Origin of the sequence: Yersinia alsatica, from assembly GCF_025133195.1 — a bacterium.
GTDB lineage: Bacteria > Pseudomonadota > Gammaproteobacteria > Enterobacterales > Enterobacteriaceae > Yersinia > Yersinia alsatica.
Window position 1 is genome coordinate 4614093 of sequence record NZ_CP104006.1, and the last position, 24778, is coordinate 4638870.

The window sequence follows — 24778 nt, forward strand, 5'->3', positions numbered from 1 at the left end:
AGCGGTATGTTCTAACCTCTGGTGACGTCGGGGTCTAATGGCCGACTGATTGTTTTATGCTGCAAGAAGGGTGAGGTTGCGCAAAAAAACGCAATATGGCGCTTAGCGCCTCGGCACGCAGCTGGTCCTGCTCGAACAGGATCTCATGGCGTGCCCCTTGAATGACCATAGGTTGCCCCCCTTCGCAAGGGTGCCCCGCCAGAGTCATAGCCTGAGAAAAAGCATTGTGGGCCGGGTTATGGACTACCCGATCCTCACTGGCCTGCAATAGCAGAACCGGCGTGGTGATTTTGTCTGCTTCGGCGATAATTTGCTCCCCCACCAGCAGACTTTCACGGATCCAGTGATATGTTGGCCCGCCGACTCGGATTTCCGGCGTATCAGCATATTGACGCAAATAGCGGCGATAGCGCTCGCGACTGTGGGTCAGCATATTGACCAGATAGGGCAATGGCCGCCACTGACCAGTTCCGATAGCGTAATAATCCCGCAACTTTTGGTGCCCTTCGGCCCAATCGACAATCCGGTGGGCCAGCCAACCCGGCATCGGCAAATGAATACCAAACATCGGCGCACAAAGTGCAACAGCATCAAAGGCGTTAGGTTCTCTGGCCAGAAAACGCGTCAGAATGGCGCCGCCCATGGAATGGGCCAAAGCAAAACGCTGCTGATAACGGCTATTCGTGATTTCACGCTGCACTAACTGCGCAAAATCCTCAATATAATCATCGAATTTGATCACATGGCCGCGATTGTGATCCTCAAGCATGCGCCCGGATTTACCCTGCCCACGATGATCCAGCACAATAACATCATAGCCTTGCTGGAAAAGATCATAGGCCACTTCAGGATATTTAACGTAACTTTCAATGCGGCCGGGCACCACAACCACTACACGAGTATGTTGCGGGGCACAAAAGCGGACATAGCGGATAGGAATATTATCGACTCCCATAAACTCGTCTTCATCGCGCTGCTGCCAGAAATCTAGCAATGGGCCGTTAACAAAGGCAGCAAACTGCTCTTCACGGGTCAACCAGCTAGTCATATGATTATCTAACGGCATAACGTCGCTCGCTGTTCAGTGAACAAATAGTCATTCTGTGAGCCATAGCACAACTATTAGCAATAGAGTATTGTGGCATAAATTTGCGCATTCCGGGAGCTTTGCCGATGACCTTAGACTGGTGGTTAACTTATTTGCTGACAACACTTATCCTCAGTCTGTCCCCCGGCTCTGGTGCCATTAACACCATGAGTACCGCTATCAGCCATGGTACCCGTGGGGTGGTTGCCTCAATTTGCGGATTACAGCTTGGGTTAGCGGTACATATTGTGCTGGTTGGTGTCGGCCTTGGCGCACTGATTTCACAATCGCTATTGGCATTTGAAATATTAAAATGGCTCGGCGCGGCTTACCTAATCTGGCTCGGTATCCAGCAATGGCGTGCCGCCGGTGCGCTGGATCTGCATGCATTAGCCAACAGTATGCCTCGGCGCAAACTCTTTAAACGCGCGGTATTTGTTAACCTGACCAACCCGAAAAGCATTGTGTTCCTGGCCGCATTATTCCCGCAATTTGTGCTGCCGCATCAACCACAAGTGGCGCAATATCTGATTCTCGGCTGTACCAGTGTGATTGTCGATATCATCGTGATGATTGGCTACGCCACTCTTGCCACACGAATTGCTGGCTGGATTAAATCACCACATCAAATGAAATTACTGAACCGGATATTTGGCGGCTTATTTATGCTGGTTGGCGCATTATTGGCAACCGCCAGAAAAGTATAGAGTTTATGGTCCCAACCGGACAAAACGGTTGGGATTATCCATTAGCGGGACAAAATAAGATGAATGCCAAAACCGGTGAATAACACCCCCGCCAAGCCATCAATCCATTTGGACAACCGCTGGTAGCCACGGCGCATCACTGGTAACGCAAATATGCAGGCGACCACACTAAACCAGACGAACGTTTCCCCAACAATCAAGACAAACAGTCCCCAGCGCGCGCCCGCGCTAACATCATCACCGACAAACAATGAAAATACGCTACCGAAATAGATAACGGCTTTGGGATTCGAGAGGTTGGTCAGAAAGCCGCGCAGGAAAGTCCGGCCACGTGCAGGCAGCACAACCTGTACTTCAGTTTCTGTGGTATCACGTTTGCTGCGGGCAGATTTTAGCAACTGCCAGCCCATCCAGCACAGATACAAGCCGCCACCGACCATAATAATCTGATGCAACCACGCCATTTTCTGCAAGATCAGATTCAGCCCCATCAGCGCGACACCGGCCCAGATAACAATACCGAGTGAAATCCCCACCACCCCCATCATCGCCTCGCCACGTGAACGACTGACAGCAGTTTGGGAGACAAAGAAGAAATCAGGCCCCGGGCTCATCAGAGCCACCAGGTGTACCAGTGCGACCGTCAGAAATAGCATTAGCATGGATAGGTTCTCATCGACCCTGCGGGCTTGAAACCGCAGCGGCGTTAGTCATCATTATTGTCTACATGGTCACGGATCATGGCCATAAAGGGTGCGCCAAAGCGCTCCAGCTTGCGCTGCCCGACACCATTGACACTCAGTAACTCGCTGGCAGTAATTGGCATCTGCTCAGCCATCTCCAGCAAAGTGGCATCGTTAAACACCACATAAGGCGGAATATTGCCTTCGTCGGCGATAGATTTGCGTAACTTACGTAATTTGGCGAATAACTTGCGATCGTAATTGCCACCATAAGATTTTTGATTAGCACTGCTGCGCACTTTCAGGCTCTGAATACGTGGCACCGCCAATTGCAGTGGCAATTCAGCGCGCAATACCGGGCGCGCCGCTTCCGTCAATTGTAAGGCGGAGAACATTGCAATATTCTGGCTCAATAATCCGAGGTGAATAAGCTGGCGCAATACACTGACCCAGTGTTCATGACTTTGTTCGCGACCAATGCCATACACTGATAGCTTGTCATGACCAAATTCACGAATGCGCTGGTTATTGGCCCCACGCAGCACCTCAACGATATACCCCAGACCAAAGCGCTGTCCAACCCGATAAACACACGACAGCGCTTTTTGTGCATCAGCTAACCCATCGTAGCGCTTGGGCGGATCAAGGCAGATATCGCAGTTGCCGCATGATTGCTGTTTGCCCTCGCCAAAATAGTTGAGCAAAACCAACCGGCGGCAGGTTTGCGCTTCAGCGAAAGCCCCCATCGCATTGAGTTTATGCCGCTCAATATCCTGTTGCGCGCCCGCGGGTTTTTCTTCCAGACAGCGGCGTAACCATGCCATATCTGCCGGGTCATACAGCAGCATGGCCTCGGCGGGTAAGCCATCACGCCCGGCACGGCCGGTTTCCTGATAGTAAGACTCGATAGTGCGCGGAATATCAAAATGCACCACAAAGCGGACGTTGGGTTTATTAATCCCCATACCGAAGGCTACGGTGGCCACCACGACTTGCAAGTCATCGCGCTGAAAAGCTTCTTGCACTTGTGCGCGACGCTCATTATCCAACCCGGCGTGATAAGCAGCAACACTCAGGCCACGGCTTTGCAAACGGGCGGTGGTGTCTTCCACTTTTGCCCGGCTATTGCAGTAAATAATGCCACTTTTGCCGCGTTGGTCTTGCACAAAACGCCACAGTTGATCGAGCGGTTTAAACTTCTCGACCAAGGTGTAGCGGATATTGGGGCGGTCAAAGCTACTGACCTGAATCAATGGCTGATCCAGATTGAGCAGGCGCACGATATCACCGCGCGTCGCTTCATCCGCCGTGGCGGTCAGTGCAATAACCGGCAAATCAGGAAAACGTTGTTTTAACTGACCAAGAGCACGGTATTCCGGGCGGAAATCATGCCCCCATTGAGAGATACAGTGGGCTTCATCCACGGCCAATAGCGCAGGTCGCCACTGATGCAGTTGATCAAGAAAGCTCTCCATTACCAGACGTTCTGGCGCGATGTACAGCAGCTTAATCTGGCCGCTGCGACACCCATCCATCACCGCCAATTGCTGTTCGCGGGTTTGCGACGAGTTTAAGCACCCCGCCCCCACACCATAGGCCAGCAGTTGGTCAACCTGGTCTTTCATCAACGAGATTAAAGGAGAAACCACCAGTGTCAGCCCATCCGTCACCAGTGCCGGAATCTGATAACACAAGGATTTACCCCCACCCGTTGGCATCACTACCAGGCAATCTTGTCCTGATAGGGTGGCGTTGATAATTTCCTGTTGTCCGGGCCGGAATTGCTGATAGCCAAAAGTATCGCGCAATACTTGCTGTGCCAGTAATTCCCTATTTATCACTGCTGCGGTTGACACACTCTTCCCCAACTATTAGATCTGCACAGGCCGGTTAGCCGGCCTGTGTCTGAAACTTTTCTAACGCCGGATGACGTTAAAGGACATCATTCAACATGATACCCACACCCACCCGTGTTTGCCTAAAGTTATAGTCAATCATTGACTCACCATAGCCACTGAACACTTGGGTATAGAAACGGACATGTTTAGTGATTGGGTAGCTCCAGCCCATTTCAGCGCCGCCGTAACCGGTATTCCAGTTATAGCGCCCATCAAGACTGAATACGCTGTCACCCAAGGCATAACCGACTTTCAGACGGTAATAACCCATGTATTTATTGATATCTGGGTTGTCATCTTTTGCGTCACTTTCAGGAATACGATACCAAGGCTTCAGGTCAATTTCCAAGTTACCGCGCTGAGCCATCAAACGAGTATAAACACGATCCCAGCTACGTGAAGTTGGGTCGGCTTTACCATTCGACTGGTGGTTATAACCAAATTCGACCTCACGAAAAGTCCAACCCGCTAACTCGTAATCGGTTGCCCACGCCAGGAATATCTGTGGTTCGTAGTTGGTTTCACGGAATGGCGAGGACTCGTCGCTGTTAGATGCCTGCCACCAAGAGCGCTGGGTATAAGACGCCCCCAGTAATGAATTATCACCCGCAATACCACGCCAGATAGGGAAGCCCAAACTCAGTTGGAACTTAACTTCATCTTTCTTCGCATTTTCAGCCCAATCATAAGAGCTGATCGCATCTTTATTGATATCGCTGGTGTAGGTATATAGCAGATAGTTAGTTTCATACGGATAAAGCAGGAATGGATTATCGTGATCCTGCAACATTGCCGCGATAATACTGCCACGCACCGCAGGTGCATCATGAATCTTCTCAACCGTCGCAACATCTGCCTGTGCCAAGGTTGGCGCCAGTAATAGCGCTATTAATATCTGCCAAAATCTACCCATAACTCCCCCATCCCCTTACGAATTATTTCTATTTGTAATGAAAACAGCTCATTCTACACACAAATGTTATCTTGGATTAGTGTTGTTTATATTTATGATTTAACGACTGGAAAACAACAAAATAGGAGCATAAAATAAACAACTCATTAACTTGTGGGATAATTGCCCATAAATAGTCACTAAGAGAACAGACTGCAATGTCAGTTACACCGTTAACGCTGGAAGGTGCTCGTCAAGTCATCGGGGAAATCTTTGTCTATCACATGCCTTTTAATCGTGAATTAGGCCTAAAATTAACCCGCTTCGAGCAAGATTACGCTGAAATTACTTTTGATAATAATGACAAATTAGTCGGTAATATCGCACAAAGGATCCTGCATGGCGGGGTTATCGCCGCAGTACTGGATGTCGCTGCCGGTTTGGTGTGTGTTGGTAACAGCCTGGTTCGTCATGAGCCCTTGATTCAAGAACAACTGCAAATGAAGCTAGCCAAAATGGGCACTATCGACCTACGAGTCGATTATTTGCGCCCGGGCCGTGGCGAGCATTTCATCGCCAGCAGCAGTATTTTACGTAGCGGTAATAAGGTCTCAGTTGCCAGAGTTGAGCTGCATAATGAAAAGCAAATTCATATCGCCAGCGCCACAGCGACCTATTTGGTGGGGTAATTAGACTTTAAGCGGTGATGATTAGTCGCTCGAAGTTAAGTACACTCACCGCATCTCCTTTCTTGTCCCGAGCCACACCATGGATAAACAACAAACTCGTCAGGGCATTTTCTTTGCTCTGGCTGCCTATTTTATTTGGGGTATTGCCCCTGCTTATTTCAAGCTAATCCAACAGGTGCCGGCTGATGAAATCTTGACTCATCGCATTATCTGGTCATTTTTCTTTATGCTGATACTGCTGACTGTCAGCCGTAATTGGCCACAAGTTCGCAGTGCCTGTAGAAATCGTAAGCGCCTACTTTTACTGGCGGTGACCGCCGTATTGATTGCCTGTAACTGGCTATTGTTTATCTGGGCGGTGAACCATAACCATATGCTGGAAGCCAGCTTAGGTTACTTTATAAACCCGCTGGTCAATGTGCTATTTGGCATGCTGTTTCTGGGTGAGCGTTTTCGCCGTATGCAGTGGGTCGCGGTAGCACTGGCTTTTGGTGGTGTATTAATTCAGCTGTGGCAGTTTGGCTCACTCCCCGTTATCGGCTTAGGTCTGGCGATTACTTTTGCCCTATATGGCCTGATACGTAAAAAACTGGGAATTGATGCCCAAACCGGGATGTTGGTGGAAACCATGTGGTTGCTGCCCATCGCGGCGGTCTATCTGTTCTTTGTTGCCGACAGCCCAACCAGCCATCTGAGCGCCAATACCTGGTCGCTGAATGTATTGCTCGCCGCTGCCGGGGTGATAACCACTATCCCGTTGCTATTCTTCACCGCTGCGGCAACCCGTTTACGGCTATCGACATTGGGCTTCTTCCAGTATCTGGGGCCGACACTGATGTTTATTCTGGCGGTGACCTTCTACGGCGAGACTATCGGCAACGATAAAATGGTGACTTTCGCCTTTATCTGGGCGGCATTGTTACTGTTCACGCTAGATGCGCTCTATACCCAACGCAAGCTGCGGGCCTAACCATCACAATCCCCCCACAACTGGAGTTGCAGCTAACCCCTGCAACTCCAAGCCCCAAGACTAGAGCCAGTTTTTGCGCTTGAAATAGAGGTACGGAGCCAGGCCGGCAATAATCATCAAGCTAATTGCTCCCGGATAACCAAATGACCAGCGCAGCTCTGGCATGAATTCAAAGTTCATCCCATAACTAGAAGCCACCAGTGTTGGCGGCAGGAAGACAACCGAGACCACTGAGAAGATCTTGATGATGCGGTTCTGCTCGATGTTGATAAAGCCCATCGCAGCCTGCATCAGGAAGTTAACTTTCTGGAACAAGGATTCATTGTGTGGCAACAGGGATTCGATATCGCGTAGGACTTCACGCGCCTGTTCTAGCTGGCCGCTAGGCAAACGCGCCTTACGTACCAGAAAATTCAGCGCCCGCTGGGTATCCATCAGACACAGTCGCACTTTCCAGCCGATATCTTCCTGCTCCGCCAAGGTAGACAGCGCAGCATCATATTCATCACCTTGCTGGCCTTCCATGATAACCCGGCTTAATGCTTCCAAATCGCTGTAAATATTCTCAATTTCATCAGCCAGCTGTTCAATTTTAGTCTCGAACAGATCCAGCAGCAGCTCATAGGCATTGCCATCAACCAGTGTCTGGTTGCGCGCGCGCATACGGTACAAACGAAATGCCGGTAATTCACGTTCACGCAGGGTATAAAGGCGGCCATCACGGATAGTAAATGCCACGGTTGAGTTACCGGCGTGATCTTCGGCATCTTCATAATAGAAGAAGGAGTGGATATGTAGGCCATCTTCATCTTCAAAGAAGCGGGCGGAGGCCTCGATGTCATCTAGCTCTGGCCGAGTCGCCAGACTTTGCCCTAGTTCAGACTGGACGCGTTCCCGCTCCCCCTCTTCTGGCTCGACTAAATCGACCCAAATTGAGGTAGTCAGGTCATCTGATTCATCCAGCTCCAAACGGGATAAGCGATTGTTACTTAATTTAAATGCGCTCAGCATATGCCAAAACTCCCTTGCGGTGTGGATAGGGGAAACGCATTGAAGCACAGAAACAGGTGAGTATAGAAATACCGTTTGTTTCAGACCATAAGGAGATCTGACTCACAGCGACAGTTTAGCGGGGTCGCTGACAACCACGAAGGCTATCAGCAAAGATGAGGATAGCCTTAGAAGTTGCACCATATGAACAGGTTATTGAGCCAGTATCTACTGGGTGTGTCCAAGGCGAATGTCCTCATCAAGAATAGTGCGCGCATGTTACGCCGAGAAGAAAAAGACTGTCAACCGGTTAAAAGGTGTTAATTCATGAGCACAATTTTCAGTTCTGAGTGGCAAGATTTTTTATCCCACAGCGCGCAGCGATATACCCTAAATAATTCGAGTTGCAGAAAGGCGGCCAACACATATGCAGCTTGAAGTATGACGGGTATAACATCACTCTGTTTACGCGAGATTACAGTCAGCCACTCTTAAGGATATTTGACCAGAATGAAGCAAATCACCCAACAAACTCTGATGCAGTTGAGCCAGCAAGCGCAGCAGTCACCGCGTCAGAGAGCCAATCTTAACTTCCATCCACAGCTCGATGACCCGATACAGCGCCTTGCGATAGCAATGGAGCCAGAGACGTATGTCCGCCCACATCGCCACCCCCACACTTGGGAATTACTGACTGCATTGCACGGCAACTTTATTGTGCTGCTGTTTGATGACGCAGGGAAAGTCACCCACCGCACGCTGTTGGGCCGGGAAACCGCTATTATGGAAATCCCCGCTAATGTGTGGCACGCCGTGCTCTCACTGGAAGAAGGGGCGGTTATTTTTGAAGTTAAACATGGCCCTTACCAGCCCATCACTGCCGAACATTTCGCCAGTTGGTCACCCGCCGAGGGTGAGGAAGAAGTCAGCAATCTATTGGCGTGGTATGCGACGGCTGATATTGGGGCGCATTATCAGCAATAAAATCTGCCGGAAATAATATCAGTAAAAAAACCGAAGTCAGCTTCGACTTCGGTTTTGCGTATCCTGCATATTCATTTAACCAATAATCAGGTGAAATTCACAAACAGGCTTTCCCTTTGGTATTGGCAAAATATCAACGCTTTATGTTTTTAAACTGTTTAGTAGTGTCGGTCAGTGCAATCTCTGTCGGCAGCCGTTCCATAGAACTGGCACCGTAGAAACCATCACATTGCGGGCAATTATCCATGATGTATTGCGCATCTTCAGGCGTCGAAATTGGCCCGCCGTGGCACAAGACAATAATATCCTCACGCACGGCTTTCGCCGCCGCCGCCCACTCATTAATCAGTGGCACGCAGTCAGCCAGCTTCAGTGCAGTATCGGCACCAATGTTACCGCCGGTCGTCAGCCCCATATGAGGAACAATAATATCGGCTCCTGCTTGGGTCATAGCAACGGCATCTGCGGCACTGAATACATAAGGTGTCGTCAGCAAATCTTTCTCATGGGCCAGGCGGATCATATCGACTTCCAAGCCATAACCCATGCCGGTCTCTTCAAGGTTGGCGCGGAAGTTACCGTCAATTAAGCCGACAGTAGGGAAGTTCTGCACACCAGAGAAGCCCAAGTCTTTCAAATGGTCCAAAAAGTGATCGAACTGACAGAATGGGTCGGTCCCATTAACCCCGGCCAGCACCGGTGTTTTCTTGACGACTGGCAGCACTTCTTTAGCCATATCGACCACAATTTCATTCGCATTACCGTACGCCAGTAGCCCTGCCAGCGAACCACGGCCCGCCATACGATAGCGGCCAGAGTTATAGATAACGATTAAATCAATACCGCCAGCCTCTTCGCATTTAGCTGACAACCCTGTACCCGCACCGCCGCCGATAATCGGCTCACGGCGGGCAATCATTTCCCGGAATTTAGCCAATATGGCCTGGCGTTGAAATTTTGGCATATGTTTCTCCACAAATTAAATGGCCCTAAACCCGTCATACTTCAAACTGCATGTGCGTTGGCTGCCTTCGCTCACCCCAGTCACTGACTCGTGTAAGCTCCTGGGGATTTACTCAGTTGCCGCCTTCCTGCAACTCGAATTATTTAGGGTTGGATGGGCTCTTTGCTATTTCTTTAAAGTTTTCTACCGCAGCCTGAGCAAATTCCGGGTCGTTAATATTGAATGGATAATGCACCAAGCGGCGTTTTTCGGTTTGAATAACAGTCTCTTCCAGTGTCTGAATAAAAGCTTTTAACGCCTTTTCATCCCAGAATGGCTGGCCGGGCGCATCCAGTGCCGAGAAACCGCCTTCTGGAATTAAGAAACGGACTTCGCCTTGGCAGCGATTTAACTTCTCGCCAATCCAGCGTGCCATTTGGATGTTCTCTTGCTCGGTGGTGCGCATCAGCGTGACTTGCGCATTATGTTTATAGAACAAACGGTCTGCATATTTCGCCGGAATCGTTGCCGGGCTACCAAAATTGACCATATCCAAAGCACCACAGGAGCCAACATAAGGGATATTGGTATGAGCAATGGCATCGAACCGTTCTGGGCCGCAGGCCAATACCCCATCAAATAACAAATCGCAAACTTCAGTGGTAGTCAGATCCAGCGCCCCGGCCAACAAACCACTTTCGGCCAGTTTCTCCATGGCCTTGCCGCCGCTCCCGGTGGCGTGAAAAACCAGACAATCATATTCTGACGATAATGCTGCACTGACCGCTTGAATACAGGGGGTGGTCACGCCAAACATCGTCAGCCCCAGCGCCGGTTTGTCATCCGTGGCTGTCTCTGCTTTCGCAAAGTAAACCGCACCGGCAATTTGATGGGCGGCATTACTCAATACCCGGCGAGAAATGCGGTTAAGTCCGGCAATATCAGTGACTGAGTACATCATGGCGATATCACTCGCGCCGATATAACCGGAAACATCACCCGAAGCCATGGTAGAAACCATCAGTTTAGGAATACCGATGGGCAAACTTTGCATCGCGGGAGTTATCAGTGCCGTACCGCCAGATCCCCCCAGACCTAACAGCGCAGCGACATCTTCACGGCTATTGATAAAGCACTCAAAAGCCTGCGCCATCGCGCTTATTGCTCGCCCTCGATCACCACAGAAAACTGCCTGACGCCCATCTGGGTGATAGCTCGCCACGGTCTCGGCCGAAATATCCGCACCACCGACCTGCTGACCTTCTTTCGTCGATAAATCAACCGTGACTGTCGTCAAGCCGGTTGCTTTAATCAATGCACTGACATACGCCAGTTCTTCGCCTTTGGTATCTGTCGTGGTAGCAATATAAATATGACGAGGCATCTGAACATCCTTCTATGAATGCGCGAACAACTCACTTGTATGGGAAGTTTGTTTTCTTTTACTGTCGAACAATGAAGCGAGTTGGTTAAGATAGAATCATATTGAGACTGCCGTATCATTTACGCAAAGATCATAGCTCAAATATGAGACGACAGTCTCAAAATTAGTTTGAATGCGGCGTGCTTTCATGGCGATTTGTGCAAACGGTTTGTTATAGTGAGCACAAATACGATCTGTAGCCCTGGAGTGACCGTGAATAATCAGGATAAACAGGAAAGCTCCTCTCCATCATTGACCACCATTAGGGCCAGAACCCGGCGGTTACTTATCGATACTGCGATGTCGATGTATGAGCAAGGCGCGTTTCCATCAATAACCGAAGTGGCAAATGCCGCTCAACTTTCCCGTGCTACGGCTTATCGCTATTTCCCGACACAGAGTGCGCTGGTCTCTGCGATGGTTGATGAAAGCCTTGGCCCGATTTTGTCATGGCAGCCGACTCAACCCGATGCACGCCAACGCATTGCTGAATTACTCTCATTTGCTTATCCGCGCATGTTGCAACACGAAGGTGTGTTGCGGGCCGCTCTGCATCTCTCGTTACAACAATGGGCTGATAATCGTAACCACCCCAATAATGAAGAAAAATTAGTTCGTGGTAACCGTAAGCGGCTGTTAAAGCTGGCTGTCGAGCCACTGGAAGGAAAGCTGGAGCCGGAAGCGCTGCAACGGGTGATCCACGCTTTTTCACTCATTTACGGGTCAGAAGTCTTTATGGTGCTGAAAGATATTTGGCATTTAGATGAGGCGGGAATTCAGGATGTCACTCAGTGGATGGGCAAAGCCATTTTATTGCAGGCAGAAACCGACGCACGTCTGGCTGTCCAGGATAAGAGCGAGGGCCGCTAATTCCGCGGCAGCCTTGAGTTATAAGCTTACTCGGGTAGGTGAATGCCGCTAACACCATTGCGGCGTCAAGGCCGCAGGGTAAGTTTAGACGGCTTCCAGACGTGCATATGCCGCCACTAGCCACTTAATGCCTTCACCGGGGAAAGCAATCTGCAACCGGCTGTGCTCACCGCTACCTTCCAGATTAACCACCGTGCCTTCACCGAATTTAGGATGGCGCACTCGCTGCCCCAATGAGAATCCGCTGTCATTTTCGTGCATCGGCGTCCCCATGCGGCGGTGATTGACCGGACGAGAGACTGTCGCGCGTAGCCGCACCTCCTCAACACACTCTTGCGGCAGTTCGCCGATGAAACGTGATGGGCGGTGATTGACTTCTTTGCCATACAGACGGCGGCTCTCAGCATAGCAGAGCGTCAGTTTCTGCATGGCGCGGGTAACGCCAACATAGGCCAACCGGCGCTCTTCCTCGAGACGCCCGCCTTCATCCAAGGACATCTGGCTTGGGAACATCCCCTCTTCCATACCCACTATGAATACCTGTGGGAACTCCAGACCCTTTGCTGAATGGAGCGTCATCAGTTGCACTGCATCCTGATAAGCATCGGCCTGCCCCTCTCCAGCCTCCAGCGCCGCATGAGAGAGAAACGCCTGTAGTGGCATCAGGTCTTGATCTTCGTCCTGATAGCTATATTGGCGGGTAGCATTGACCAGCTCTTCAAGGTTCTCAATACGTGCCTGGCCTTTTTCACCCTTCTCTTGCTCGTACATTGACCACAAACCAGAATCACGAATGACACGGTCGGTTTGCACGTGCAGCGGCATATCGGCGGTTTCATGGGACAGTGAGTCCACCAGCTCGACAAAACGTTGCAACGCAGAGGCGGCACGGCCTGCCAGCACTTTTTCCTGCAACATGGCGCGGGTTGATTGCCACAAGGTTAACTGGCGGTCACGGGCAGTCTGACGCACCACATCTAAGGTGCGATCGCCAATACCCCGCGTCGGCGTATTGACCACCCGCTCGAAGGCCGCATCATCATTGCGATTAGAAATCAGGCGCAAATAGGCCAATGCATCTTTAATTTCCTGACGTTCGAAGAAGCGCTGACCGCCATAAATACGGTACGGCATTGCAGTCTGCAATAAGGCCTCTTCCAGCACCCGCGATTGGGCGTTACTACGATACAAAATGGCACAATCATTCAGCGCGCCACCATTGTCTTGCCAAGCTTTAATGCGGTTAACCACGAAGCGGGCTTCATCCAGCTCATTAAAGGCGCAATAGAGCGAGATAGGCTCGCCTTCCGCCCCTTCCGTCCACAAGTTCTTACCCATGCGGCCATCATTATGGGCAATCAGGGCATTAGCGGCGGTCAGAATATTGCTGGTCGAGCGGTAATTCTGCTCCAGACGGATAGTTTCAGCACCGGGAAAATCTTTCAGGAAGCGCTGGATATTCTCTACTTGCGCCCCACGCCAGCCATAAATTGACTGGTCATCATCGCCGACGATCATCACATTGGAGCGCTCACCTGCCAGCAGGCGAATCCAGGCGTACTGGATGTTGTTGGTATCCTGGAACTCATCCACCAGAATATTGGTAAAACGTTCACGATAATGATTAAGAATATGCGGCTTGTTCAGCCACAGTTCGTGAGCGCGCAGCAGCAGCTCGGCAAAATCCACCAGCCCCGCACGGTCACAGGCTTCCTGATAAGCTTGATAGATACGCAGCCAAGTGGCTTCGACCGGGTTACCGTAGCTTTCAATATGCTGCGGACGTAGCCCTTCATCTTTTTTGCCATTGATGTACCACATCGCCTGACGCGGTGGCCATTGCTTCTCATCTAAATTCAGAGCTTTAACCAAGCGCTTCAATAACCGCAGTTGGTCATCGCTATCAAGAATTTGGAAATCCTGCGGCAGATTGGCATCCATATGATGGGCGCGCAGCAACCGGTGCGCCAGCCCGTGGAAAGTACCAATCCACATCCCGCCCTGACTGGTTCCAATCAAGTGCTCAATGCGGTGGCGCATTTCAGCGGCAGCTTTATTGGTGAAGGTCACCGCGATAATGGAATAGGGAGAGGCGTTTTCGACCGACAATAGCCAGGCAATACGATGAACCAGCACGCGGGTTTTGCCACTGCCCGCACCGGCCAGTACCAACAGGTTGCAGCGTGGCGCAGCCACGGCTTCGCGTTGTTTTTCATTCAGGCTGTCGAGCAGATCAGAAACGTCCATAGGCACCGTTCATCGGGTAAGAGAAAATAGCTAAATCGCCGGTTATCCGACTATTTTACCAGCATTCCACTGTGAATTTATACAGAGTTATTGCAGAGGATTATAGCAATGCTGTCAGGGAAGCCAACTGTGAAATCTCAATATGTGGCAATAACCGGCTATCACGCGCGGTCATCAAGCTTTGTTGCCGATCGTTAATCCAGCACGCTTGCATGCCGCAACGTAGCGAACCGGCGACATCGGTGGTCAAATCATCACCAACATGCAAGATATGTTTCAGTGGAATATCCAGATGGTTTGCCGCTTTATGGTACATATCGCGGAAAGGTTTGGCGCGGCCATGAGGGCCAGAGCGCAACACAAACTGGAAATAACTGTCCAGACCGCAAGCTTTAGGATCGGCATTGCCATTGGTAATCGCCACCAGCGGATAATGTTCAGCCAGCGCGCTCAAGGTGTCATGCGTGGCTGGCGGCACATAGATGCGGCTACGCCATACGGCGAAATTTTCCATGGCAGCATCAGCGCCACATTGTGCTTCTGACTTACTCAGGCCATGACGAATCAGGCCCAGCTCGATAGCATGCCAGCGCCACTGGGTGACATCGTGGTAAATATCAGGGTCTTGCGCCAGTAACTCACTGCGAAAACGTTGAAAATCGGTGGCTTGTAGCTGTGCCAAATTGGGATGGTACTGCTGTAAAAATGCCACAGACTCTTGCTCTGTACGGGCTATCACTGGCCGGTTGTCGTACAGGGTGTCATCCAAATCGAAAGTAATGGCGGAAATCCGCTCCAGTGGACGATAAAAATGCATCAAGATTTGCCTCGTTTGGCCCGTGGATGAGCAGCATCATACACTGTTGCCAGATGTTGAAAGTCAAGATGGGTATAAATTTGTGTGGTGGTCAGATTGGCATGCCCCAGCAGCTCTTGCACTGCGCGCAGATCACCACTGGACTCCAGCATATGAGTCGCAAAAGAGTGGCGCAATTTGTGGGGATGAATATGGCTACTGACTCCCTGCTTCACGCCCCATTCAGCAAAGCGTTTTTGTACATTACGCGCTGAAATTCGCTTACCGGTATTGGCCAAGAAAATGGCGTCATCTTGCGGTTCAAACAGCTCACGCAGTGCCAACCAATGTTCTAACCAAGTGACCGCCGTTTTGCCAATCGGGACTTTGCGCTCTTTGCTGCCCTTACCTATTACCCAGACTTCGCCGCTGGCTAAATCGACATGTTTGCAGTTCATGCCCACCAGTTCAGATAAACGCAAACCCGCGCCATACATCACTTCCAGCATCGCCCGATCGCGCACGGCCAAAGGGTCATTCAGATCGATATCCAGCAGTTTATCGACTTCATCGACATCAATGTTTTTCGGCAAATGGCGGCCAGAGCGCGGGGTACTGACCCCTTTGGCTGGATTAGCTTGCAGTACACCCTGGCTGACCAACCAGTTAAGGAAACTGCGCAATGCCGAGAGCCGCAAAGCAAGGCTGGAAGAGTGCAAACCGGCACGTTTACTGCGGGAAACCAGTGAGCGAACCTGAGCGGCATCCAGCGTTTGCCAGTGCGCAAGGCCCATTTGCTCGCCTATCTCCATCAGTGCCTGTAGCTGACGCCGATAGCTGGTGATGGTCAATGGGCTGAGCTGACGCTCAACTTTGAGATAACGCAGGAAAGCCTCTACCTGCGGGGCAAGCGAGGCACTGAATTCGGTCATACCGGCTCTATCCAGCGCTCCAGCAAGCTCGGCAATAACGTTGATAACTGATTCAGCATCACGGTACCCATGCCCTGCTGATAGTGCTGTGTATCGCGGCTGCTAAAGATAATCACCCCTAAATCACCGTCTTTACCCAACATTGACAGCGCCACAGACCCCACTTGCTTAGCTTGCGGCAATAACAGCAACAGCTCCGGCCCGTTTAGGCTGCCCAGATAGTGACGTTCATTGCCCAGACGCTGAATACGCATAGGTTCAAAAGCATGGCGCGACAGGCCCAAATGGGTGAAATCAGACGGCGCGCCTATTTGCCAGCGGTCAGTGAACAGCCGAACATTCGCCCCCGCCAGGCCGAAATCTCGGGCCCAGCGCTGCAAACGGTTGAGCATATCTTGCAAGCTACTGGCGGCAGCAAGATTGCTCTGGAGTTGCAGCAAGCGGCTGAACAGCACTTCATTCAGGCCCGCCTGCTCCATCAGCAAAGTGATTTCTTCTTCCAACTGGCCTATCTGATTACGCTGACGCCCCAGTTGCCACTCTACCAGCGAGACTGTACCTCTCACCGGATGAGGGATATGCATCTGTTCAACCAAACGCGCGTTGCGAATAAAGAAGTCGGGATTTTGCAATAAATACTGCATGACGGCATCGTCATCTAACTCGACACCGGCTAGCGCCTGCTCCTCATAACTTTTCATGTAACACCCGTTATAAATGGATAAATCCGTCGTAAACATGGGTCGCTGGCCCGGTCATATACAATGGGTGACCCGGCCCTTTCCAACTAATATGCAAACTGCCGCCGGGCAGTTCGACATCAACCTCTTCACCCAATAATTCTTGCTGAATCCCGACCGCAACTGCGGCACAAGCCCCACTACCACAGGCTTGAGTTTCACCGGCACCACGTTCATACACCCGTAGGCGGATATGTTCCCGGCTCACCACCTGCATAAAACCGATATTGGCACGTTCAGGGAAGCGCTCATGGCTTTCTAATACTGGGCCCAGCAACGCAACATTGGCAACTGAAACATCATCGACCTGCATCACACAATGAGGATTGCCCATCGACACCACACCGCAGAGCACCGTGTGTTCTGCCGCGCGTAAAATGTAGGTTTTCTCAGCTTTTGCTGCACGGAAAGGAACTGTTTGCGGATCAAAATTGGGCTCACCCATATTAACGCAAACCAGTTCATCTTCTGTGACACTCAATATCATGCGGCCCGTTTGGGTGCTCACACTGATATCGCGCTTATTGGTCAGCCCTTTCAGTCGGACAAAACGAGCAAAACAGCGCGCGCCATTGCCGCACTGAGAAACTTCGCTGCCATCGGCATTAAAAATACGGTAGTGAAAATCCAGCTCAGGATCATAAGGCGGCTCAACCACCAACATCTGATCAAAGCCCACGCCAGTGTGCCGGTCTGCTAATCGGCGGATTAATTCCGGCGAAAAGTAAACATTTTGAGTAACTGCATCGACAACCATAAAGTCGTTGCCAAGACCGTGCATTTTGGAGAACTGCATTTCATACTCCGCTGACTTTCATTTACCTGCTAAATATTCGGTACTGGCTAAATTCGGTACTGACTTTGTCTGGCTGCGATAGGAATAATCACTGAGGCCCGGCGATGCTCTGGTTCTGCGGATTCTGCTGATTACGCTCAATGTTGCCGCTATCTTGCTTGGTTGTTTCTACTTTTGGCTTATCCGATGGTGGGAAGTACAGTGGGCCTTTCAGACCACAACCGGAGAGCGCGAGCACCATCATTGCCGTTAACAGCCAACATAATTTATTTTTCATTTTTTAATGCCTGTAACCTGTTTTGATATCAATAAAGCGTTTTGACGCAGGTATTCGTATTAATGCCTGTAATTCTTGCGCCCAAGGTCTCTATAATCGCAGGTGGATCATGAAAAGCAATAGGAATTGAATATGAACGATAGCGAGTTTCATCAGTTAGCCGATCAATTGATGCTTTGCATTGAAGAGACACTGGATAGTTTTACCGGCGATAGTGATATCGATTATGAAACTAATGGCGGGGTGATGACCCTAACTTTCGAAAATGGCAGCAAGATTGTGATCAATCGCCAAGAGCCATTGCATCAGGTATGGCTGGCGACTAAAACCGGCGGCTACCATTTTGATTACCGTGAAGGGCACTGGTATTGTTCGCGCAGCGGCGAAGAGTTTTTCCACAAATTATCTGAAGCGGCCACCGCCCAAGCGGGCGAAGCAGTGCATTTCGGCTAACCACACTAAACCATGCCAGCCCAATCACCGGCTGGCATGGCAACATCTGACATATAACCTGCCTATCTACTGCTGCCGAAACTAAATAAGGCTAATACCCGGTATATTGAATAGAAACACCATGGAATAATACCCCCAGAAACTCTTTACCTTCTCTACATATAATTATTTATAGGAACAAGTGCAAATGATATGTCCTTCAAATAATATAAATCCGAATTTAAATTGTTATGATACTCAAAATCATATTCTTAGCGACGCCGAAAAAATTAAAATAATAAATGAAGATATATCAGAATGTCATACAGAGGCAGAACGAAATTCGCTTAGAGCATTAAAAAGAGAGATAATAAAAGAACAATGCGAAAATAATACTGCTGGTAGAGTGACAGTTTATAATGGATGTAATCTTCAAGGTGTGGACCTAAGCAATCTTAATTTATCCGATATTGATTTCACAAATGCTGATCTTCGTTCTACCAATATGACGAACACCAATCTGAGTCATGCTATTCTTTACGGCGCAAAACTAACGGGCATACAGTGGAACAACACTAACATTATTGATACAAGAGTAGATCTGGATAATATCCGTCTACTTCCTCTCTCTGCTGAGGAACAATATGCAAAAATAGTAGAGTGTGTAGGGGAAATTAAAAGTAATGATACTCTTCATCAAGAGAATAATGCCATAAATGCATTCAGAGCCTCTTTGGGTACAGAAAGCAAAATGCAAGCAAGATTATCTAAACTAGATAATAAACAATTACAGATTTTGCTTCCTTACTTATATGTTGAAGCCACCCACAAGCTAAATCCTATTATTGCCTATAACACGAAAGATGCTGGTTTTAAGGGCTGCAAGGAAGATGATAATGCCCTTATGATAAAAGGATATACCCTCTTACTTTCAAGGTTAAATGCTATCTACAATGACAAAAATAGCCACTATGAGGATAAAGTAAGAAGAGTAGGTTACAGTATAGAAAACCTTGCCGAGCTGTTAACTATCCAAGATATCATAAACGTCAAATGTGACAGCTCATTTATAACAATGAGCAAAAGTATTTTTAATGTTAAGGATATCATAGATAACAAGATAAAAAATGAAACATTAACACTCGATACATTAAAATATAAATTAGATATTGTTACCAATCATGATAATTCTTTAATAGGAATAAATGGAATAACGGATGGTTCCGTTGAGAAAAAAAGAGACGCAATTCACCAATTTGCACGTAAATTAGTGAATGTTCATGCTGAAGGTGATATTGCTGGGATATTTAAGTTAACATCAGATTTTCAATATCTGCATTTATTGCCAAATGCTAATGGCAGGGTTAGCCAAGTTATTCGGGATTGCTTTGCTCTTCACTTAGGTGAATTGCCTTTTTCAATGTTAACCAATATGTCTCATTATATGTACTTAAGTGAACCTGTTGATCAAAAACATTTAGAATTCATGCTGAAAAATTCACGTTCGGTACTCACTGCTATTGAAGAAAAAAGATTAACGACCAATATTTACAAAGAAATAATTGATAAACAGAAGCCTTTTATAGAAAAGAACTCAGCAACACACTTTGATACTGTTATGTTTTACTCTGAATATTATTGCAATGAAAATGCTAAAAATAATATATCAAAAGATGGAGAATTAATGCAGCACGATTTAGATTAAATTTATTGCCCATCAAACATAACCAATAACACTGTTTTTATTGGTTATGTTTTGTAGACATATCAATGTAACTGAAATTGTTGTGCGGGTGCACTGGCATCTTTATCAACAATATGCAGATGAGATAAGGTATTGCTGCGGAACGGAATTACCTGAGTCCGGCCATCTAACTGCACAATTTGATAGAATTGTGGCAAGTTGAAGTTGATAAAGCTGGAGCCGTAGGTAAAACGATCGTGAGAAGATGAATAGAAACGGCTAACATCCCGCACTAACTCCTCTTTACTGCCCTCACAATGGTGATAAACCTCAACCCGGTTGGTCTCATCCAGGATGTAAATATTAAAGCCTTTTTCATCTGCAGTACCCTCGAAGAAGAACTGAATAATCCCTTCGCTGGCAAAACCGTCAACCACCGGTGGCAGATGAATTTGATCAGTTTCGACCTGAATCGATAACCCATGCAGTTTATTATTGGAAATTGCACCATAGAATTCGACGGCATTTTCCAATTTCTGGACCGAGACACTCAGGCGCTCAAAGAACAGCCCCCAAGTCTGGCCGGACACCCGCACCGCTTTAAAACGGCCCGGTTCCTGACGGGTACTGGACAAGCGCAGATCAATACACTCAGAAACCAGTTGCTGGATACGGGTGCGAATCAAACCACGCAAATGCTGACTATAGCAGAACACATCCACCGACTCTGGCGGAGCCGCATCCTGATGCATTTTGCCTAAAATGGTTTTCAGTGCTTCTAATACCGCCTGCTCACCACTGAAATGCAAGGTTCGCACTTCGTTCCATGAGTTGCGGTACAACAAATCGATACTGCCAACCAGACACTGCTGCTGCTCGCCAAAACTGAAAACATCCAGTTTACGGAAATCAAAATGAACCACTTGATTGCGGAAAGCGGCGGTCGGGTCATTTTCCAGATTGACGATAATCGCTAAATGGCGAATTTCGCACGGGCTGTACAGCGCCTTCGGTGTCGGTGCGGGTAGCCGTAGCGGGAAGTGGTGAGAAATATCAGTCACCAACTCTTGCAGTTTCACGGTATCGCACAGATTGGCGCTTTTAATGTGCAACCGGGTCTTGCTGGTCAATAGGCCGTTGAAATAAGCCCACGACACCAATTTATTCAGATAACGGTTATATTCCAGCGGCTGATGGCTGACGATAGCATCCATCGACGGCGCTTGATTATACAAATACCAGCCGGGGCGATTAGCTCGGCCCGCTGGAACATGAATAAAGGTCAAATGCTCTTCAGAAAGGTCGGGTGAAATCTGCGGGTTAACCAGTGTCACTTTACCCGGTAAAGCTTCAAATGCTGCGTACAGTTTACGGGTCAATACCCCGATATCCTGCGGGCTGGCGCTGACACTTAAGTTGTTGCGGCGCGCAAAACGAATCAAGTTACGATAACTTTGCATCATCGCATCCAATAACTCGTTATGTGCCTCGCGCACACGTTCAATTTTCCAGTTAGCGCGGTTATCTAATACCGCTAAACTCTCGTCACTCCAGCCCCATTCACTGACCAATTGGCTGAGAATTTCACGTCGCCAACCCGCACTCGCTGGCGTGCGCGACAATTTTTCACACACTTTCAGATAGAAACAGCGACGCACCAGGTTCAACCGAGTCGTGTCATTGATTTGAGTAAGATAGCGAGTGACGCGGTCGAGCATCATGCAGTAAGCATCGAGGCCAAACGCCACGATTTCACCGGCATGCAGGCGCTGTTTGATTTCCATCGCCAATAGTTGGGAGTTGGGGTATTCCCAAGAATAAGCTTCCAGCAGGACGGTTTTCAGTACCGCCTTATAAGGCGAATCGATACTTTTGTACAATTGCCACAAGCTAGCGCCGAAATACTCTTCCGCTGACAGGGTGCTCAAACCGCCCAGATCCAGCCATTCATTCGGCGTTAATACGCCCTGCGCGTAGAGCGACAGCACGTAATCATCGTAATTATTTTCTTCTTCGACCGGAACCATATTCCAAAGAATACGTTTCCCGGCCAGACGCACCGCACTGCGGTAAAATTCGTCCAGTAATAAAATATGTTGGGTTGAACCGCAATCTTCACCGCCCAAACTACCGCTGGCATTGTGGCGGAAGCGGTTTTCATCTATTAGGAAGAAACTAACTTCAACCCCCATTGATGCGGCCCATTTTTCCAGCAGGCTACATTTTTTTTGCAGGCGGTTACGTTCTTCAGAATCAAGCCAGGCTTGGTGACAGACCCAAATATCCAGATCGGATGTATGGCACTGACCAATAGATGAAGTGCTTCCCATAGAATAAACGCCGGTAATCGGCAATTCGCCGCCGACACTCTGCTGCAAAGGCTGGCCCCATTTGGCTTCAACCTCAGACAGATAATCCAGCTGTGTTTCATTAGGCGTGAAAAGGCAGATGCCATGGGGAACGTTACCATCAAGGTAACCCGGCATCAGCGGGTGATGACAATGTAATAGGGTCGGTAGCAGACTGTAGACCTTTTGGAAGGCTGGCCTCATGGCCGCCAAGGCGCGATCGACTCGTAATTGGTTGATCGCATCCAGTCGCTGTTTCAGTGTCTCGATGTAGAGGTACAAGACGTCTCGCCTGATTGTTCCGGTGCTTAGAAAGAAACCCGTGTTCCAGATTTGTTTATTGTTTATTTGACCTTCACCCAAAGAATGTACATTTTGTTGAAGTGACCAAAAAACATTTTGTTTGAAGAATATTTAACGAATTATTGCTGGAAACGTGATCAATCTAACACCTTGCCGATTGACCGTAAAGAAAGTAAAGCTATCCCAACAATTATAATGCCTATCTATAGCCAAAGTCATCGGTATTGCAGTTTAGTCACCCGTCAAAGGTATAAACCGCTTATCTCGCCGTGCATTTGTTACAATAGTTGCTTTCTTATGCTCTTACCCGCCCTGCACTTGTGGCTACCGCACTGACAGTATTCATCGGTCGATGGTAGGATGGGCCATAAAATATAAAACGGTAACAAGCAATGTTAGACAAAATTATTCGAATTGCTACGCGACAAAGCCCGCTCGCCTTATGGCAAGCACATTATGTTCAAGATTTATTGCAAGCCAATCACCCCGGCTTGCAAGTTGAATTGGTCCCGATGGTGACTCGTGGGGATATCATTCTGGACACGCCACTGGCAAAAGTTGGCGGTAAGGGCTTGTTCGTCAAAGAGTTAGAACTGGCATTACTGGAAGGTCGGGCGGATATTGCCGTGCACTCCATGAAAGATGTGCCCATTGCCTTCCCTGAGGGGCTGGGCTTGGTCACTATTTGTGAACGTGATGATCCACGCGATGCTTTCGTCTCGACAAATTATGCGCACTTGGACGACCTGCCCGCGGGTAGCATTGTCGGTACCTCGAGTCTGCGCCGCCAGTGTCAATTGCGTGAACGCCGTCCGGATCTGATTATTCGCGATCTGCGAGGTAACGTCGGCACTCGTCTTGCTAAACTGGATAATGGTGATTATCACGCGATTATTCTGGCTGTTGCAGGCCTTAAGCGCCTCGGTCTGGAAACACGTATTCGCTCTGCAATGCCCGCCGAAGAGTCGCTGCCGGCTGTCGGTCAGGGTGCGGTCGGTATTGAATGCCGTCTGGATGATGATTTTACACGCCAGCTACTGGCGCCACTGAATCACCGCGAAACTGAATTACGGGTTTGTGCAGAGCGGGCGATGAATACTCGTCTTGAAGGCGGTTGTCAGGTGCCAATTGGCAGTTATGCTGAGTTGGAAGGCGATATATTGTGGCTTCGCGCACTGGTGGGAGCACCCGACGGCAGTGAAATTATTCGTGGCGAACGCCGAGGCCCGGCTGAAAATGCAGAGCAAATGGGTATTGAACTGGCCGATGAGCTGCTATCTCGGGGCGCGCGGGAAATACTAGCTGAAGTTTATCAGGATAATGCGCCGCTATGACGATTCTGGTCACCCGCCCATCCCCTTCCGGAGAGCAGTTAGTCAGCCGCCTGCGTGCGCTGGGCCGGGTTGCCTATCATGCGCCATTGATTGATTTCTCACCCGGTGATGACCTACCCAAATTACCAGCATTACTGCAAGAAATGCAGGCTGGCGACTTGGTTTTTGCCCTATCACAGAATGCCATCCGCTACGCTAACCCGCTGTTAAAAAGAAATAACCTGTCATGGCCCGCGCAGTTATCTTATTATGCTATTGGACGTAACACTGCATTAGCACTGCATACCGCCAGCCGCTTGCACGTCACTTTCCCACCAACGGGAGAGACCAGCGAGATGCTGCTGTCATTGCCCGACCTGCAAAAACTGTCCGGTAAAAAGGCACTGTTATTGCGCGGGAATGGTGGGCGCGAGCTACTGGGTGAAAGCTTGGCTGAGCGGGGAGCAACCGTCACTTTTTGTGAATGTTATCAGCGCAGCCCGATCTTTTATGATGGCAGTGAACAGAGTGCGCACTGGCAACGCTCCGGCGTCGATATTCTGGTGGTAACCAGCGGCGAAATGTTGCAACAGATCTATACTTTAGTTCCTGATTATTATCGTTCTTCCTGGTTGCTACGCTGCCGCTTGGTGGTAGTGAGTGATCGCTTGGCTGCCTTAGCGGCCCAAATGGGCTGGAGTGATATCCGGGTAGCAGAGAATGCTGATAATGACGCGCTGATCCGCGCGCTACAAGAATTTCAATAAACCTGAA

General features: G+C 49.2%; 23 protein-coding genes. 9 read left to right on the forward strand and 14 right to left on the reverse strand.

Annotation, left to right across the window (positions count from 1 at the left end):
- Positions 1-34 precede the first annotated feature (34 nt).
- Complete coding sequence (pldB, locus tag N0H69_RS20875) at positions 35-1066, reverse strand: lysophospholipase L2 (protein WP_050123895.1); 1032 nt, start codon at positions 1064-1066, stop codon at positions 35-37.
- A gap of 107 nt (positions 1067-1173) precedes the next feature.
- On the opposite strand from pldB, the gene rhtB reads away from it, so the two are divergent.
- Positions 1174-1794: a homoserine/homoserine lactone efflux protein gene (gene rhtB, locus N0H69_RS20880; protein WP_050123896.1), complete on the forward strand. Its 621-nt coding sequence runs from the start codon at positions 1174-1176 to the stop codon at positions 1792-1794.
- A 41-nt stretch (positions 1795-1835) separates the two neighbouring features.
- Here rhtB and rhtC read toward each other — a convergent pair whose 3' ends face one another.
- From rhtC to pldA, 3 genes are all read right to left on the reverse strand, one after another.
- A complete protein-coding gene (gene rhtC / locus N0H69_RS20885; RefSeq protein WP_050109700.1) occupies positions 1836-2456 on the reverse strand; it encodes a threonine export protein RhtC in 621 nt (206 codons plus the stop codon).
- Positions 2457-2500: 44 nt separating this feature from the next.
- Positions 2501-4333, reverse strand: coding sequence for an ATP-dependent DNA helicase RecQ (gene recQ / locus N0H69_RS20890; protein ID WP_050123897.1), 1833 nt, complete (start codon positions 4331-4333; stop codon positions 2501-2503).
- Between the two features lie 76 nt (positions 4334-4409).
- Entirely contained in the window at positions 4410-5288 is an 879-nt protein-coding gene (gene pldA / locus N0H69_RS20895; RefSeq protein WP_050123898.1) for a phospholipase A, read from the reverse strand.
- A gap of 197 nt (positions 5289-5485) precedes the next feature.
- Between pldA and N0H69_RS20900 the strand changes: the two genes are divergently transcribed.
- Both N0H69_RS20900 and rarD read left to right on the forward strand, forming a co-directional pair.
- Positions 5486-5956 carry a thioesterase family protein gene (locus N0H69_RS20900; protein WP_050109696.1) on the forward strand — a complete coding sequence of 157 codons (471 nt, stop codon included), beginning with the start codon at positions 5486-5488 and terminating at the stop codon, positions 5954-5956.
- 79 nt (positions 5957-6035) lie between these two features.
- Positions 6036-6926 carry an EamA family transporter RarD gene (gene rarD, locus N0H69_RS20905; protein WP_050135693.1) on the forward strand — a complete coding sequence of 297 codons (891 nt, stop codon included), beginning with the start codon at positions 6036-6038 and terminating at the stop codon, positions 6924-6926.
- 60 nt (positions 6927-6986) lie between these two features.
- Here the strand turns inward: rarD and corA are convergent, their stop codons facing one another.
- Entirely contained in the window at positions 6987-7937 is a 951-nt protein-coding gene (gene corA / locus N0H69_RS20910) for a magnesium/cobalt transporter CorA (protein WP_050109694.1), read from the reverse strand.
- A 489-nt stretch (positions 7938-8426) separates the two neighbouring features.
- On the opposite strand from corA, the gene N0H69_RS20915 reads away from it, so the two are divergent.
- Positions 8427-8900, forward strand: coding sequence for a WbuC family cupin fold metalloprotein (locus tag N0H69_RS20915; RefSeq protein ID WP_050109693.1), 474 nt, complete (start codon positions 8427-8429; stop codon positions 8898-8900).
- Between the two features lie 133 nt (positions 8901-9033).
- On the opposite strand, the gene N0H69_RS20920 is transcribed toward N0H69_RS20915, so the two are convergent.
- Both N0H69_RS20920 and N0H69_RS20925 read right to left on the reverse strand, forming a co-directional pair.
- Positions 9034-9864, reverse strand: a complete 831-nt coding sequence (locus N0H69_RS20920; protein WP_032911361.1) for a phosphoenolpyruvate hydrolase family protein — start codon at positions 9862-9864, stop codon at positions 9034-9036.
- A gap of 139 nt (positions 9865-10003) precedes the next feature.
- Positions 10004-11227 (reverse strand): Tm-1-like ATP-binding domain-containing protein, encoded by a 1224-nt coding sequence (locus N0H69_RS20925; RefSeq protein ID WP_050109692.1) that lies wholly within the window; start codon positions 11225-11227, stop codon positions 10004-10006.
- Positions 11228-11479: 252 nt separating this feature from the next.
- On the opposite strand from N0H69_RS20925, the gene N0H69_RS20930 reads away from it, so the two are divergent.
- Positions 11480-12136, forward strand: a complete 657-nt coding sequence (locus N0H69_RS20930; RefSeq protein ID WP_050109691.1) for a TetR/AcrR family transcriptional regulator — start codon at positions 11480-11482, stop codon at positions 12134-12136.
- Between the two features lie 84 nt (positions 12137-12220).
- On the opposite strand, the gene uvrD is transcribed toward N0H69_RS20930, so the two are convergent.
- The 6 genes from uvrD to lptM all read right to left on the reverse strand — a co-directional run bounded on the left by uvrD (position 12221) and on the right by lptM (position 17924).
- A complete protein-coding gene (gene uvrD / locus N0H69_RS20935; protein ID WP_050109690.1) occupies positions 12221-14383 on the reverse strand; it encodes a DNA helicase II in 2163 nt (720 codons plus the stop codon).
- Positions 14384-14483: 100 nt separating this feature from the next.
- The gene (gene yigB, locus N0H69_RS20940) at positions 14484-15200 is read right to left on the reverse strand and encodes a 5-amino-6-(5-phospho-D-ribitylamino)uracil phosphatase YigB (RefSeq protein ID WP_050109689.1); all 717 of its coding nucleotides are present in this window, start codon (positions 15198-15200) and stop codon (positions 14484-14486) included.
- Entirely contained in the window at positions 15200-16111 is a 912-nt protein-coding gene (gene xerC / locus N0H69_RS20945; RefSeq protein WP_072077679.1) for a tyrosine recombinase XerC, read from the reverse strand. Before xerC ends, yigB begins: the two co-directional genes overlap by 1 nt.
- Entirely contained in the window at positions 16108-16812 is a 705-nt protein-coding gene (locus N0H69_RS20950) for a DUF484 domain-containing protein (RefSeq protein WP_050123903.1), read from the reverse strand. The genes xerC and N0H69_RS20950 overlap by 4 nt, the downstream gene beginning before the upstream one ends.
- A gap of 10 nt (positions 16813-16822) precedes the next feature.
- Complete coding sequence (gene dapF / locus N0H69_RS20955) at positions 16823-17647, reverse strand: diaminopimelate epimerase (protein ID WP_050123904.1); 825 nt, start codon at positions 17645-17647, stop codon at positions 16823-16825.
- Positions 17648-17735: 88 nt separating this feature from the next.
- Positions 17736-17924 carry an LPS translocon maturation chaperone LptM gene (gene lptM, locus N0H69_RS20960; RefSeq protein ID WP_050109686.1) on the reverse strand — a complete coding sequence of 63 codons (189 nt, stop codon included), beginning with the start codon at positions 17922-17924 and terminating at the stop codon, positions 17736-17738.
- A gap of 132 nt (positions 17925-18056) precedes the next feature.
- Here lptM and cyaY point away from each other — a divergent pair, with 132 nt between their 5' ends.
- Positions 18057-18377, forward strand: a complete 321-nt coding sequence (gene cyaY, locus N0H69_RS20965) for an iron donor protein CyaY (RefSeq protein ID WP_050147113.1) — start codon at positions 18057-18059, stop codon at positions 18375-18377.
- Positions 18378-18564: 187 nt separating this feature from the next.
- A complete protein-coding gene (locus N0H69_RS20970; protein ID WP_050152148.1) occupies positions 18565-20061 on the forward strand; it encodes a pentapeptide repeat-containing protein in 1497 nt (498 codons plus the stop codon).
- Positions 20062-20123: 62 nt separating this feature from the next.
- On the opposite strand, the gene N0H69_RS20975 is transcribed toward N0H69_RS20970, so the two are convergent.
- Positions 20124-22670 (reverse strand): class I adenylate cyclase, encoded by a 2547-nt coding sequence (locus N0H69_RS20975; RefSeq protein ID WP_050123906.1) that lies wholly within the window; start codon positions 22668-22670, stop codon positions 20124-20126.
- Between the two features lie 413 nt (positions 22671-23083).
- Here N0H69_RS20975 and hemC point away from each other — a divergent pair, with 413 nt between their 5' ends.
- A complete protein-coding gene (hemC, locus tag N0H69_RS20980; protein ID WP_050152149.1) occupies positions 23084-24025 on the forward strand; it encodes a hydroxymethylbilane synthase in 942 nt (313 codons plus the stop codon).
- Positions 24022-24771, forward strand: a complete 750-nt coding sequence (gene hemD / locus N0H69_RS20985; protein WP_050135683.1) for a uroporphyrinogen-III synthase — start codon at positions 24022-24024, stop codon at positions 24769-24771. The genes hemC and hemD overlap by 4 nt, the downstream gene beginning before the upstream one ends.
- Positions 24772-24778 lie beyond the last annotated feature (7 nt).

Excerpts from the sequence above, each read along its gene's own strand:
- N0H69_RS20970 (WP_050152148.1), top strand. The coding sequence starts at position 18,565 with ATGATATGTCCTTCAAATAATATAAATCCGAATTTAAATTGTTATGAT.
- uvrD (WP_050109690.1), bottom strand. The coding sequence starts at position 14,383 with ATGGACGTTTCTGATCTGCTCGACAGCCTGAATGAAAAACAACGCGAA.
- N0H69_RS20920 (WP_032911361.1), bottom strand. The coding sequence starts at position 9,864 with ATGCCAAAATTTCAACGCCAGGCCATATTGGCTAAATTCCGGGAAATG.
- corA (WP_050109694.1), bottom strand. The coding sequence starts at position 7,937 with ATGCTGAGCGCATTTAAATTAAGTAACAATCGCTTATCCCGTTTGGAG.
- N0H69_RS20900 (WP_050109696.1), top strand. The coding sequence starts at position 5,486 with ATGTCAGTTACACCGTTAACGCTGGAAGGTGCTCGTCAAGTCATCGGG.
- hemC (WP_050152149.1), top strand. The coding sequence starts at position 23,084 with ATGTTAGACAAAATTATTCGAATTGCTACGCGACAAAGCCCGCTCGCC.
- N0H69_RS20925 (WP_050109692.1), bottom strand. The coding sequence starts at position 11,227 with ATGCCTCGTCATATTTATATTGCTACCACGACAGATACCAAAGGCGAA.
- rarD (WP_050135693.1), top strand. The coding sequence starts at position 6,036 with ATGGATAAACAACAAACTCGTCAGGGCATTTTCTTTGCTCTGGCTGCC.
- cyaY (WP_050147113.1), top strand. The coding sequence starts at position 18,057 with ATGAACGATAGCGAGTTTCATCAGTTAGCCGATCAATTGATGCTTTGC.
- hemD (WP_050135683.1), top strand. The coding sequence starts at position 24,022 with ATGACGATTCTGGTCACCCGCCCATCCCCTTCCGGAGAGCAGTTAGTC.
- dapF (WP_050123904.1), bottom strand. The coding sequence starts at position 17,647 with ATGCAGTTCTCCAAAATGCACGGTCTTGGCAACGACTTTATGGTTGTC.
- N0H69_RS20950 (WP_050123903.1), bottom strand. The coding sequence starts at position 16,812 with ATGAAAAGTTATGAGGAGCAGGCGCTAGCCGGTGTCGAGTTAGATGAC.
- xerC (WP_072077679.1), bottom strand. The coding sequence starts at position 16,111 with ATGACCGAATTCAGTGCCTCGCTTGCCCCGCAGGTAGAGGCTTTCCTG.
- rhtC (WP_050109700.1), bottom strand. The coding sequence starts at position 2,456 with ATGCTAATGCTATTTCTGACGGTCGCACTGGTACACCTGGTGGCTCTG.
- rhtB (WP_050123896.1), top strand. The coding sequence starts at position 1,174 with ATGACCTTAGACTGGTGGTTAACTTATTTGCTGACAACACTTATCCTC.
- N0H69_RS20915 (WP_050109693.1), top strand. The coding sequence starts at position 8,427 with ATGAAGCAAATCACCCAACAAACTCTGATGCAGTTGAGCCAGCAAGCG.
- pldA (WP_050123898.1), bottom strand. The coding sequence starts at position 5,288 with ATGGGTAGATTTTGGCAGATATTAATAGCGCTATTACTGGCGCCAACC.
- yigB (WP_050109689.1), bottom strand. The coding sequence starts at position 15,200 with ATGCATTTTTATCGTCCACTGGAGCGGATTTCCGCCATTACTTTCGAT.
- lptM (WP_050109686.1), bottom strand. The coding sequence starts at position 17,924 with ATGAAAAATAAATTATGTTGGCTGTTAACGGCAATGATGGTGCTCGCG.
- pldB (WP_050123895.1), bottom strand. The coding sequence starts at position 1,066 with ATGCCGTTAGATAATCATATGACTAGCTGGTTGACCCGTGAAGAGCAG.